At 62.5% G+C, this 12,676-nt stretch carries 13 protein-coding genes; 11 read left to right on the forward strand and 2 right to left on the reverse strand.

All coding sequences use genetic code 11. The features are described from left to right. Positions 1–43 precede the first annotated feature (43 nt). Genes gatC through NKI24_RS07050 form a run of 4 tightly spaced genes read left to right on the forward strand, consistent with a single transcriptional unit; the run spans position 44 to position 3,186 of the window. Positions 44–331 carry an Asp-tRNA(Asn)/Glu-tRNA(Gln) amidotransferase subunit GatC gene (gene gatC / locus NKI24_RS07035; protein ID WP_023674910.1) on the forward strand — a complete coding sequence of 96 codons (288 nt, stop codon included), beginning with the start codon at positions 44–46 and terminating at the stop codon, positions 329–331. A 7-nt stretch (positions 332–338) separates the two neighbouring features. Then, the gene (locus NKI24_RS07040) at positions 339–797 is read left to right on the forward strand and encodes a GNAT family N-acetyltransferase (protein WP_352744108.1); all 459 of its coding nucleotides are present in this window, start codon (positions 339–341) and stop codon (positions 795–797) included. After that, positions 797–2,362, forward strand: a complete 1,566-nt coding sequence (locus NKI24_RS07045) for an amidase (RefSeq protein WP_352744110.1) — start codon at positions 797–799, stop codon at positions 2,360–2,362. The genes NKI24_RS07040 and NKI24_RS07045 overlap by 1 nt, the downstream gene beginning before the upstream one ends. A gap of 29 nt (positions 2,363–2,391) precedes the next feature. Beyond that, complete coding sequence (locus NKI24_RS07050; protein WP_352705699.1) at positions 2,392–3,186, forward strand: YdcF family protein; 795 nt, start codon at positions 2,392–2,394, stop codon at positions 3,184–3,186. Here the strand turns inward: NKI24_RS07050 and NKI24_RS07055 are convergent. Further along, positions 3,135–3,878 carry a DUF599 domain-containing protein gene (locus NKI24_RS07055; RefSeq protein ID WP_352744112.1) on the reverse strand — a complete coding sequence of 248 codons (744 nt, stop codon included), beginning with the start codon at positions 3,876–3,878 and terminating at the stop codon, positions 3,135–3,137. The genes NKI24_RS07050 and NKI24_RS07055 overlap by 52 nt on opposite strands. Positions 3,879–4,048: 170 nt before the next feature. On the opposite strand from NKI24_RS07055, the gene NKI24_RS07060 reads away from it, so the two are divergent. The 4 genes from NKI24_RS07060 to NKI24_RS07075 all read left to right on the forward strand — a co-directional run bounded on the left by NKI24_RS07060 (position 4,049) and on the right by NKI24_RS07075 (position 7,530). Next, positions 4,049–5,452, forward strand: coding sequence for an L-serine ammonia-lyase (locus tag NKI24_RS07060; protein WP_352742679.1), 1,404 nt, complete (start codon positions 4,049–4,051; stop codon positions 5,450–5,452). Positions 5,453–5,538: 86 nt separating this feature from the next. Continuing rightward, a complete protein-coding gene (locus NKI24_RS07065; protein ID WP_352448803.1) occupies positions 5,539–5,976 on the forward strand; it encodes a DUF1489 family protein in 438 nt (145 codons plus the stop codon). A 124-nt stretch (positions 5,977–6,100) separates the two neighbouring features. After that, positions 6,101–6,832: a vWA domain-containing protein gene (locus NKI24_RS07070; RefSeq protein ID WP_352744114.1), complete on the forward strand. Its 732-nt coding sequence runs from the start codon at positions 6,101–6,103 to the stop codon at positions 6,830–6,832. Next, entirely contained in the window at positions 6,832–7,530 is a 699-nt protein-coding gene (locus NKI24_RS07075; protein WP_352448805.1) for a DnaJ domain-containing protein, read from the forward strand. The genes NKI24_RS07070 and NKI24_RS07075 overlap by 1 nt, the downstream gene beginning before the upstream one ends. Before the next feature lie 47 nt (positions 7,531–7,577). Here NKI24_RS07075 and NKI24_RS07080 read toward each other — a convergent pair whose 3' ends face one another. Next, entirely contained in the window at positions 7,578–8,966 is a 1,389-nt protein-coding gene (locus tag NKI24_RS07080) for an SPOR domain-containing protein (RefSeq protein ID WP_352705694.1), read from the reverse strand. Positions 8,967–9,264: 298 nt separating this feature from the next. Between NKI24_RS07080 and NKI24_RS07085 the strand changes: the two genes are divergently transcribed. The 3 genes from NKI24_RS07085 (at position 9,265) to clpA (ending at position 12,670) form a co-directional block, all read left to right on the forward strand. After that, positions 9,265–9,594, forward strand: a complete 330-nt coding sequence (locus NKI24_RS07085) for a phasin family protein (protein ID WP_023674920.1) — start codon at positions 9,265–9,267, stop codon at positions 9,592–9,594. A 274-nt stretch (positions 9,595–9,868) separates the two neighbouring features. After that, the gene (clpS, locus tag NKI24_RS07090; RefSeq protein WP_023674921.1) at positions 9,869–10,195 is read left to right on the forward strand and encodes an ATP-dependent Clp protease adapter ClpS; all 327 of its coding nucleotides are present in this window, start codon (positions 9,869–9,871) and stop codon (positions 10,193–10,195) included. Between the two features lie 6 nt (positions 10,196–10,201). Continuing rightward, positions 10,202–12,670: an ATP-dependent Clp protease ATP-binding subunit ClpA gene (gene clpA, locus NKI24_RS07095; protein ID WP_352448808.1), complete on the forward strand. Its 2,469-nt coding sequence runs from the start codon at positions 10,202–10,204 to the stop codon at positions 12,668–12,670. Positions 12,671–12,676: the final 6 nt, after the last annotated feature.

The raw sequence follows: 12,676 nt of genomic DNA on the forward strand, positions 1-12,676 counted from the left end.
CGCGCCGCGCCGCTATAGCGCTGGTTTTCCCCGAGGCACAAACATGTCCGTTGATATAAAAACCGTGAAGCGCGTCGCGCATCTTGCCCGTATTGCGGTGAGCGAGGAGGATGCAGAGCGCATGACCGGCGAATTGAACGCCATTTTGGGCTTTGTCGAGCAGTTGAACGAGGTCGATGTTTCCGGCGTCGAGCCGATGACCTCAGTCACGCCGATGGCAATGAAAAAGCGCCAGGACGTCGTCACCGACGGCGGCAAGGCAGCCGACATCGTCGCCAATGCACCGGCGACCGAAGAGAATTTCTTCCTTGTGCCGAAGGTCGTGGAGTAGCAGGCCGATGGCAATCGACATCGCGGCTGAGACGCCGCTGCAGGACGATGTGCGTGGGCTGGTCGAGGAGCTCAACGCCACATTGCTGGAGCTGACGCCGCCGGAGCATTGCTACCATTTGACGGTCGAGCAGATGGCGGACCGCGACACGACCGTCTTCATCGCCCGCGACAACGGCCTTGCCATCGGTTGCGGCGCACTGAAGCGCCACGATGCTGTCGTCGGCGAGATCAAGCGCATGTATACGCGACCTTCGCATCGCGGCCACAAGATCGGCGCGAAGATTGTCGAGCGTATCGAGGCGCTGGCGCGCCAAGAAGGGCTTAAGCGTCTGGTGCTGGAGACGGGCGCCCGTCATCCCGCCGCCTGGACCGTCTACGAACGCGCCGGTTTTTCGCGTTGCGGGCCGGTGCTGGATTATCCCGATTCCGAGTGGTCGGTGTTTTACGAAAAGAGCCTTGCCTGATGAGCGACCTTACCCAGCTGACGATTTCGCAGGCCCGCGCCAAATTGCGCTCCAGGGAGATCACCGCCACCGAAATCACCGAGGCTTATCTATCGGCGGTCGAGCGAGCCAATCCGGCGCTCAATGCCTACGTGGTGGTCACCGACGACAAGGCGCGCGACATGGCCAAGACCTCCGACGCGAAACTGGCCAAGGGCGAGGGCGGGTCGCTCGAGGGTATCCCGCTCGGCATCAAGGATTTGTTCGGCACCGAAGGCGTCCACACCCAGGCCTGCAGCCATGTGCTGGACGGCTTCAAGCCGCGCTACGAATCGACGGTCACCGCCAATCTGTGGGCGGATGGTGCCGTCATGCTCGGCAAGCTCAACATGGACGAGTTCGCCATGGGCTCGTCCAACGAGACCTCGTATTATGGGCCGGTCATCAACCCGTGGCGGCGTTCGCGCCTCGACACGGTGGTGATGCCGACGACACATCAGGGCGAGGGCGGCTTCGTTTCGGCGGGCGGCACCAGGACCGCGCGCACGTTGGACAATGCCCAACTGGTGCCGGGCGGTTCGTCCGGAGGCTCGGCATCAGCGGTCTCGGCCTTCCTGTGCGCTGGCGCCACCGCCACCGACACCGGCGGCTCGATCCGCCAGCCCGCCGCCTTCACTGGCACAGTCGGCATCAAGCCGACCTATGGCCGCTGCTCGCGCTGGGGGATCGTAGCCTTCGCCTCGTCGCTCGACCAGGCCGGGCCGATCGCGCGCGACGTGCGCGATGCCGCGATCCTGTTGAAGTCGATGGCTTCGGTCGACCCGAAGGACACGACGTCCGTCGACCTGCCGGTGCCGGACTACGAGGCGGCGATCGGCCGCCCGATCAGGGGCATGAAGGTCGGCATTCCCAAGGAATATCGTGTCGACGACATGCCCGCGGAGATTGAGGCGCTGTGGCAGAAAGGCATTGCCTGGCTGCGGGATGCTGGTGCCGAGATCGTCGATATCTCGCTGCCGCACACCAAATATGCGCTGCCGGCCTATTACATCGTGGCGCCGGCCGAAGCCTCGTCCAACCTCGCCCGTTACGACGGCGTCCGCTATGGCTTGCGCGTGCCCGGCAAGGACATTGTCGATATGTATGAAAAGACCCGCGCCGCCGGCTTCGGGCGGGAGGTCAAGCGCCGTATCATGATCGGCACCTATGTGCTTTCCGCCGGCTACTACGATGCCTACTATCTACAGGCGCAGAAGGTTCGAACCCTGATCAAGCGTGACTTCGAAAATGTGTTTGCCGCAGGCGTCGACGTCATCCTGACGCCGGCAACGCCTTCCGCCGCCTTCGGCATCGCCGACGAGGAAATGGCCGCCGACCCGGTCAAGATGTATCTCAACGACATCTTTACGGTGACGGTGAACATGGCCGGCCTGCCCGGCATAGCGGTTCCGGCCGGGCTCGACGCCAAGGGGCTGCCGCTCGGCCTGCAGCTGATCGGCCGGCCCTTCGACGAGGAAACGCTGTTCCAGACCGCCCATGTCATCGAAAAGGCGGCCGGCACATTTCAGCCGGAAAAATGGTGGTAAGATCGTTTCTCATCTGAGGGGGGTGAGGGATGTTCTTCTATGTCTCCAAGGTTCTCGGGTTCTTCGTCGAGCCGTTGAATCTCGCGATCTTCCTGCTGCTGGCGGGGCTGGTCGCGGCGATGTTCGGGCGGCGACGGTTGGCGACCGCCGGCAGCGCTCTTGCCTTCCTCATTCTGGCGGTTTCGACATGGAGCCCGCTCGGCCCCATGATGCTCAATCGGCTGGAGGAACGCTTCCCCAGGCCGCCGCTGCCGGAAAAGGTTGACGGTATCATAGTGCTTGGCGGCAGTCTGGATGGCGCCGTCAATCTGGTGCGTGGCGGCTATGAAATGAACTCCAGCGGCGACCGGATGGTCGAGGCGGTCGTGCTGGCGCGGCGCTTTCCGACAGCGAAAGTCGTTATCTCCGGTGGCAGCATCGAAACGTTCCGCGGCGGCGAAGGCGATGCAGATACCGCGCCGCGTCTTTTTGCCGCTTTCGGCGTGGCGGCCGATCGGCTGATCCTCGAGAACAAATCCCGCAGCACCTACGAGAACGCTGTCTTTACCAGGGAACTGGTGACGCCGAAACCGGGCGAAACCTGGTTGCTGGTGACCTCGGCCTTCCATATGCCACGCGCCAAGGCGCTGTTCGACAAAGCCGGCTTTTCGACCGTTCCGTGGCCGGTCGACTATCGCACTTCCGGCAAGGAAAGCATCGGCACCTTGCCTTATCCCGGCGACTGGCTGGAGGTCACCACTGTTGCGATCCGCGAATGGATAGGGCTCACCGCCTATTGGCTGTCGGGCCGCATCGATCGGCCTTTCCCCGGACCGGGCGGCTGACCGAGCACCGCCTGCCGCGCCGCCGAGAAAAACTGGCGGCGCACCAGTACCGCCAGAAGCAGCAGCGTCGATAGCACGAAGACGGTGGGATCGACGAACCAACCGAGATAGCCGATCGAGAAGAACACGCCGCGCAGGCCCGAATTGAAATGCTTTCCGGCCAGCATGTTCATGCGCGCGGCACGCCACACCGCCGTTTCGGTGACCGGATTGCGCGACGCCTCGCCATGTGGAATCGGCACGGCGCCGATCAGGATCGAGCAATAGTTGAACAGCCGGTAAGCCCAGCCGAACTTGAAGAAGGAAAAGGCCAGGATCAGCACCAGCCCGAACACCTTCGTCTGGAAGGCCGCGCGTGAGGACGTGGCGCCAAACGGCAGGTCGCTGAGCACGGTCAGAACCTGATCGGAGGCGCCGAGCAGGGCAAAACAGCCGCCGATCGCAATCAGCGAACTGGAGGCAAAGAAGGCGGTCCCCTGTTGTAGCCCGCTCATGATAGCGGTGTCGACGATGCGGATCTCGCGTTCGGCCATGGTCCGCATCCAGGCCTCGCGCTGCGCGTTCATAGCCCTCGTCAGCGACATGCGGCTGACCAGCATTCCGTCGGCGGCGAGCGTATGCAGCACCCACGCGGCAAGGAAGAACCCCAGCGCCGCAAGGTCGGCCATCGATAGATGAAAGGAATCGCTCATGCGTTGCTTTTACCACAGGCGGAGGGGACGCTTCGATGGCCGAAGCTGGAATGTCGCTGCCGGAGCAAACGAGGTCGGCAGGCGCAGCGCGGCGGTCCTTAAAACAGCGGAAAACATCATGGGAATTCCTATATGTAGATCTCAACAGGGTCCCAGGAGAAAACGCCCACGTGTTCCTTTCGGTTTTCGACTTGTTCAAGATCGGCATCGGCCCATCGAGTTCGCACACGATGGGGCCGATGACGGCCGCGCGGCGGTTTCTCGACGAGATTGCGGGAGACGACTGGCCGCGCCCGGCCGGCGCCAAGGTCGACCGGATCGCGGCCAGCCTGCATGGCTCGCTCGCCTATACCGGCATCGGCCATGGCTCCGATCGTGCCGTGGTGCTCGGCCTCGCCGGCCAGACGCCGCAGACTGTGGATCCCGACCTAGCAGACGGCATCGTCGCTCGCATCGCCGCCGAGAAGCGGATTTCGCCGCCCGGCCATCCGTCCTACCGTTTCGACCCGGCAACGGATCTTGTGCTGGATCGCAGGACGCCGCTGCCGGGTCACGCCAACGGCATGGCCTTCTCTGCCCATGATGCCGGCGACCGGTTGCTGCTGAGGCGCGTCTATTATTCGATCGGCGGCGGCTTCGTAGTGTCCGAGGAAGAACTGCAGCGGATGAAAGCAAGGGGCTCGGCGACAACCGAACGCAAGAAGGTTCCGTATCCGTTCAAGAACGCCGTCGAAATGCTGTCCATGGCAGCGAAAAGCGGGCTTTCCATTGCCGAGATGAAGCGCGTCAACGAGGAGACACAGATGTCGCGCGGGGAGCTCGACGCCGGCCTCGACGGCATCTGGAGCGCCATGAAGGGCTGCATCGAGCGCGGCCTGTCGCAAGACGGCATCATGCCGGGCGGACTCAAGGTGCGCCGCCGTGCCCGGATGCTGCACGACAAGCTGCAGGAGCAATGGCAGCAGAACCGGCCTAACCCGCTGCTCGCCAACGACTGGCTGTCGATCTATGCGATGGCGGTCAATGAGGAGAACGCTGCCGGCGGCCGTGTCGTCACCGCGCCAACCAATGGGGCGGCCGGCACTCTGCCCGCAGTGCTGCGCTACTGGTTGCATTTCCATCCCGAAGCCGACCAGCCCAGCATCCGCGATTTCCTGCTGACGGCGGCGGCCGTCGGCGGCATCATCAAAACCAATGCTTCGATCTCGGGGGCGGAAGTCGGCTGCCAAGGCGAGGTCGGTTCGGCTTCGGCAATGGCTGCGGCGGGATTGTGCGCCGTCATGGGCGGCACGCCCGAGCAGGTCGAGAATGCTGCCGAGATCGCGCTGGAACATCATCTCGGCATGACCTGCGATCCGGTCGGCGGCCTGGTGCAGGTGCCGTGTATCGAGCGCAACGCGCTTGGTGCCGTCAAGGCGGTGACCGCCGCTTCGCTGGCCATCAAGGGCGACGGCGTTCATTTCGTGCCGCTCGATGCCGCGATCGAGACGATGCGCCAGACCGGCCTCGACATGAACGAAAAGTACAAGGAAACCAGCCTTGGCGGATTGGCCGTCAATGTCGTGGAGTGCTGAGCGCCAATCTGGCGGCATGGACCACCACTGTGGAGAAGTCGATCAGGCCGTTGACGCGTTCGCGTGCTGGACTAAAACCTTAAACGATGTCTCTCAATCTCATAAAGCTTTGCGTCGGCTGTGACAGCGTCGAGGATCTGGAAGAGTGGATTGCCTTCCGTCTCGACGAGCGGCGCCGCGCCGGCGAACCGGCCGAGCACTACCACACCACCCGCATGGTGCCGACGCGTGGCGCCGAGATTGCCGACGGCGGCTCGCTCTACTGGGTGATCAAGGGCAATGTCCAATGCCGCCAGTTGATCACCGAAATCCGGCCCTTCACCGATGACGAGGGCATCGGCCGTTGCCATCTGATCCTCGATCCCGAGGTCGTGCGCACTGACTGGCAACCGCGCCGTGCATTCCAGGGGTGGCGCTACCTGAAGCAGGCGGACGCGCCGGCCGATCTCGGCAAGGGCAAAGCCGGGCTGATCGAGATGCCGCCGAAGCTCAGGCGTGAGCTTGCCGATCTCGGCCTGCTCTGACGCCAAGAAACGCAACGCCAGGACCACCAGCCGAAGCGTCGTCCGCAGGTGCCATCATCACAGGTCCTCCAGGTCGCCTCATCTGGGCTTGCAAGCCGGGGAACAACGCCACATCTTGAATGTCATGAGCGACAAGAAGCAGCCCGTGTCTGCAAAGGCCAATCCTGCGCCGGTCGAGTCTCAATCGAGCACCGGCGAGATCGACGCGTTTCTCCGTCAGGCAAGGACGCTCGCTGCATCCGCTACCGGTTCAGGTAGGCTGATCCTGTCCCTCGACGCGACGATGAGCCGCCAGCCGACCTGGGATCTCGCCTGTGCGCTGCAGGCCGAGATGTTCGACGCCGTCGGCAAGGCCGGGGCGCTCAAGGTTCAACTTGTCTATTTTCGCGGCCTTGGCGAGTGCCGCTCGTCCGCATTCGTCACCGATACCGAAGCTCTGAAACAGCTGATGACGCGCATCGACTGCCGCAGCGGCCATACCCAAATCGGCAAGGTGCTCGCCCATGCGCTGAAACAGACGGCGGCGGCCAAGGTCAACGCGCTGGTCTATATCGGCGACGCGATGGAAGAAAACATTGATGATCTGGCCGAAAAGGCCGGCAGCCTCGGTCTGCACGGCGTTCCTGTCTTCGTCTTTCAGGAGGGCCATGATGCCGCCGCGGAAAAGGCGTTCAAGGAAATTGCGCGGCTGTCGAAAGGGGCCTGGTTCCGGTTCGATCGGCGGGCCGCCGCGACGTTGGCCGGCCTGCTTTCGTCCGTCGCCGTGTTTGCGACCGGCGGGCTGAAGGCACTGGAGGCCCGGGGCAGGCCGGAGGACCGGCTGATGATCGAGCATATGCGGGGCGACGGAAACTGATGGGCGCGATTATCGCTTTCGTAGCATTGCTTCTGGTGTTTCTCGGCATGCTCACCATCTTCCTGCGCGCCGATCCGGCGAAGCTTGCAGGCGGCATGAGGACGCTTGGACCTGTGCTGCTCGGGCTGGTCGGCGTCGCCGTGCTGCTGGTCGGGCGCGAGGGCATCGGGGGCTTGATTCTGTCGGCTGCGCTCGCCTGGTACGGCTCCATGCGCATGAATCGGCCGGCAGCCAAACTGGCGGCAGGCAAGCGTTCGACAGTTCGTACGGCGGCGCTTGAGATGGAACTCGATCACGATACCGGCGGCCTCGAAGGCCTTGTGCTGGCTGGGCGCCATGAAGGCAAGATGCTTGGCTCGATGGGGCTTGCCGAATTGCAGCAACTCTATCGCGAACTCTCCGGCGATCCGGAGAGCCGCCAATTGCTAGAGACGTATCTTGACGGCAGATTTCCCATCTGGCGCAAAGACGCTGATGCGAATGGTGGCGAAGGGCTGGGTGTTGCGCCAGGTTCTGGCGCCATGACTAAGGAGGAGGCCTACAAGATCCTTGGTCTTGAAGCGGGGGCTGCCGCGGCGGATGTCCGCAAGGCGCACCGCCGCCTGATGCAGCGCCTGCACCCCGATATCGGTGGCACGTCTTTCCTGGCGGCGCGGATCAATGAAGCCAAGGACGTCTTGCTCTCCAATCACAACTAGTCTCCTTCGACGCAGAACTTCGGGAAAGATATCGTTTCGCGCGCCGCTTACTGCTGGACGGCGTAGCACTCGATCTTCTTCTTTTTCAAAGCGTTGCAGGCTTTCCAGGCAGCCGTCTTCGAACCGAAACCACCGAACCGGGCGCGGTAGTAGGTGACACCGTCCTTGTCGAAGGCGACGGTGAAACCGGAGGCATCGGTCAGAACGGAGGGCGCCTGCTTCGTCGCCTTGTCGAGGAAAGCCTTCGCTTCGGCCTGTTTTGGCGAAGAGGCGACCTGTATTGCCCAGCCGGATGGCACCGACGCCGTGCTGACAGGATCGACCTCTGCCGCCGGTTCGGCATAGGCTGCGGCGACCCGGGCTGTCGCCACGTCGTCCACCGTCGACACAGCCGTCGTCTTGACCCTCTTGGCCTGAACGACCGGAGCGGTCTCTTCAACGACGGGCGCATTTTCCTCGACAAGAGAGGCAACGGCATCGTCGTCCGGCTTTCTGTCCGGTGTCGGCGCGTCATGCTTCGGCAGAAGCACCTTGGCCAAGGCTGAAATCGGATTGCCGCCGCCGGCCTTGGCAATCAGCACGCCGCCGCCGCGCGACGACGCCTGCGGCATGTAGGCATTGATCAACCCGGCCATCTGGCTGTCGCGGCTGCCGCCGGACCTGCCGCCCATGACCACCGCTACGATGCGCCGATCGCCATCCGAGACCGAGGAGACCAGATTGTAACCGGAGGCGCGGGTGTAACCGGTCTTGATGCCGTCGACGCCCTTGATGCGTCCGAGCAGACGATTGTGGCCGTTGATGCGCTGCCGCCCGTAAAGAAAGGAGCGCTGCGAGAAATAGCCGTAGTATTGCGGGAAATGCTCTCTCAGGGCGATGCCGAGCATCGCCATGTCGCGCGCGGTCGTGAACTGGCCGGGATCAGGCAAGCCGTTGGCGTTGCGGAAAACGGTTCCCCTCATGCCCAGCGCCCGCGCCTTGGCGGTCATCATGCGGGCGAAATTGGCTTCGTTGCCGCCGAGCATCTCGCCAAGCGCTGTTGCGGAATCGTTTGCCGATTTGGTCACCATCGACAGGATCGCGGTCTCGACCGTGACCGAGCCGCCCCGCTTGACGCCGAGCTTCGTCGGCGGTTCGGCAGCGGCATTGGCCGAGAACACGACCGGGGAATTCTTGCTGATCCTGCCCTTCGCCAACGCCTCGAACGTCAGATAGAGCGTCATCATCTTGGTAAGCGACGCCGGATAGCGCCGGCCATCGGCGTCCGACGAATAAAGCACCTTGCCGGTCTTGGCATCGATGACGATGGCCGCCGACTTGGCCGCCATGGATGAGGCCGCGTCCGCGACGACGAAGCTCATCGCCATAGCGAGGATCATGATCGTTTTGAGGGGGGACGCGGATTTGGAAACGAAGCCCGACAACGCCTTACGCACTGATAGTTCCTTTGAATTTCCGTTGCCTTGGAGGCGGCAAAGGGTCCTGCCTCACCTCCGGCCACGCTAACGCGGGCAGCGTTACCAATCCGTTTATGGTAACCGCCGCGTTCACCATTTTCTGTGTGATTGAGCTTCTCTTTATTCGAATCTTAGCGATTGCCGGCAGCTCACTATGCGCATTGCCGCGGGAATCTTGACTTTTGTGCACTGCACAATATATTTACATGCATTGCACAACGCGGCCCGGACAAGCCGCGTCTATCGTCCAAGGCAACCGTTCAAGGGAATGCGTGAAATGACCCAGACCTATGAAGATTTCAGCAAATACGGCAAGGAATTTGCGGACACCGGATTGAAGAGCTTCGCCTCGCTGTCCAAGGGTGCGCAGGCTATCGCCGCCGAGGCGGGCGAGTACACCAAGAAAAGCTTCGAAGCCGGTAGCGCCGCTGTCGAGAAGCTCTTTTCCGCCAAGTCGCTGGACAAGGCGATCGAGATCCAGTCCGACTATGCCAAGCAGTCCTATGAGAGCTTCGTCACCGAAGCCACCAAGCTTGGCGATCTCTATGCCGAACTCGCCAAGGAAGCCTACAAGCCGTTCGAATCGATCGTCGCCAAGGCGAAGTAAATTCGACGAACATTCCGAGCCGGCCCCTGGGCTTGCAAAGACAGACCCGGTCGCGAACGCGCGGCCGGGTTTTTTCATGCCAGCTCGAAATCGGGGGCCTGCGGTCTTCACGATTTGAAAAATCGGTCAAGTTTGGCCACCTAGCCATATTGTCAGCTAAACAGAAGGGCTTAAAATCGTCCACCGAACACCTACATGTCGAGCATGCATGAGGATTCGAAAGAGGCAGGACTACGTGACTACAGGTTTGACTGCCACGAGCTACGTGGTGCGAATGCAGAACGGCAGCAACGGCAATGAGGCCGGTCGCGGCACGGCCGTCATCACGCGCACAAAAACCAAGACCAAGAAGCCCAGTCTGTATCGGGTCCTCATTCTTAACGACGACTACACACCCATGGAATTCGTGGTCCACGTGCTGGAGCGCTTTTTTCAGAAGGACCGCGAAGCCGCCACACGCATAATGCTTCATGTTCACAATCATGGGGTGGGCGAGTGCGGGGTCTATACATTCGAGGTGGCCGAGACCAAAGTGGCTCAGGTCATGGATTTCGCCCGACAGAATCAGCATCCGCTGCAATGCGTGATGGAGAAGAAGTGAGGTAACATGCCGGCTTTCTCCCAAGGCCTGGAAAAGGCGCTTCACCAAGCGCTGACGCTCGCCAATGAGCGGCACCATGAATATGCAACCCTTGAACATTTGCTGCTCGCCCTGATCGACGACACCGAGGCGGCGGCCGTCATGCGTGCCTGCAACGTCGATCTCGACGAGTTGAAGCATACGGTCCTCACCTATATCGACACCGAGCTCGACAACCTCGTCACCGGCTACGATGAAGATTCCAAGCCGACTGCCGGTTTCCAGCGCGTCATCCAGCGCGCGGTGATCCATGTGCAGTCGTCAGGCCGCGAGGAGGTGTCCGGCGCCAACGTGCTCGTCGCCATCTTCGCTGAGCGCGAGAGCCACGCCGCTTACTTCCTGCAGGAACAGCAGATGACCCGCTACGACGCGGTCAACTACATCTCGCATGGCATCGCCAAGCGCCCCGGCGCTTCCGAGACGCGGACGCCGCGCGGCGCCGACGACGAGCAAGGCAGCCAGAGCGGGGCCGAGCCGCAAGAGGAAGGCGGCAAGAAGAAGCAGCAGCAGGACGCGCTGACTGCCTATTGCGTCAACCTGAACAACAAGGCTAAGGCCGGCAAGATCGATCCATTGATCGGTCGCGAGAGCGAGATCAACCGGACCATCCAGGTGCTGTGCCGCCGCTCTAAGAACAACCCGCTCTATGTCGGTGATCCCGGCGTCGGCAAGACGGCAATCGCCGAAGGCCTCGCCAAGCGCATCGTCGAGGGCGACGTTCCCGAAGTGCTGCACAATGCCACCATCTTCGCGCTCGACATGGGCACGCTGCTGGCCGGCACCCGCTATCGCGGCGATTTCGAGGAGCGGCTGAAGCAGGTCGTCAAGGAGCTCGAGGATTATCCCGGCGCCGTGCTGTTCATCGACGAAATCCACACCGTGATCGGGGCAGGGGCCACCTCCGGCGGCGCCATGGATGCGTCGAACCTGTTGAAGCCGGCGCTGTCGTCCGGCGCCATCCGCTGCATCGGCTCGACCACCTACAAGGAGTTCCGTCAGTTCTTCGAGAAGGACCGCGCGCTGGTGCGGCGCTTCCAGAAGATCGACGTCAACGAGCCGACCGTCGAGGACGCCATCGAGATCATGAAGGGCCTCAAGCCCTATTTCGAGGAGTTCCACAAGGTCCGCTACACGAGCGAGGCGATCAAGGCTTCGGTCGAGCTCTCGGCGCGTTACATCAACGACCGCAAGCTGCCGGACAAGGCGATCGACGTGATCGATGAGACCGGCGCCTCGCAAATGCTGGTGCCGGAAGCCAAGCGCAAGAAGACCATCGGCATCAAGGAGATCGAAGCGACGATCGCCACCATGGCGCGCATCCCGCCGAAGACGGTTTCCGCCGACGACGAGAAGGTGCTGCAAGGTCTCGACATCGAGTTGAAGCGCGTCGTCTACGGCCAGGACACCGCGATCACCGCGCTGACTTCGGCCATCAAGCTGGCGCGGGCCGGCCTGCGGGAACCGGAAAAGCCGATCGGCTCGTACCTGTTCTCGGGTCCGACCGGTGTCGGCAAGACGGAAGTGGCCAAGCAGCTCGCCGCCTCGCTCGGCGTGGAGCTGATCCGCTTCGACATGTCGGAATATATGGAACGCCACACCGTTTCACGGCTGATCGGCGCGCCTCCCGGCTATGTCGGCTTCGACCAGGGCGGCCTTCTGACCGACGGCGTCGACCAGCATCCGCACTGCGTGCTGTTGCTGGACGAAGTCGAGAAGGCGCATCCGGACCTGTTCAACATCCTGTTGCAGGTCATGGACCACGGCAAGCTGACCGACCATAACGGCAAGCAGATCGACTTCCGCAATGTCATCCTGATCATGACCACCAATGCGGGCGCGTCCGACGCGCAGCGCGCGGCCATCGGTTTCGGTTCGACCAAGCGCGAAGGCGACGATGTCGAGGCGATCAACCGGCTGTTCACGCCGGAGTTCCGCAACCGTCTCGATGCGATCATTCCGTTCGGCTCGCTGCCGGTGCCGGTCATCCATCAGGTGGTGCAGAAGTTCGTCATGCAGCTGGAAGCACAGCTTTCCGAGCGTGGCGTGACCTTCGACTTGTCGCAGGATGCAATCGCATGGCTGGCCGATAAGGGCTATGACGAGCGCATGGGCGCCCGGCCGCTTGGCCGTGTCATCCAGGAGCACATCAAGAAGCCGCTGGCCGACGAGGTGCTGTTCGGCAAGCTCAAGAAGGGCGGCACAGTACGTGTCACCGTCGAGAAGAAGGAAACCGGCGAGACCGGCCTGAAGCTCGAATCGCTCGCCGACGAGGCGCCGGTGAAGCCGAAGAAGGAAGAGCCGGACGACGCGCCGAAGGCCAAGAAGGCGGTGGCGAAAAAGCCCGCCGCAAAAAAGGCGGTGGCGCAGAAGCCGGAGCCCAAAGGTAAGGACGGCGGCAAGCGCAGCCTTGTGCCGCAACTGCCGCGTAAGAACTGACGAACC

Origin of the sequence: Mesorhizobium sp. M0701, from assembly GCF_040320365.1 — a bacterium.
In the GTDB taxonomy this organism is placed as follows: Bacteria; Pseudomonadota; Alphaproteobacteria; order Rhizobiales; family Rhizobiaceae; genus Mesorhizobium.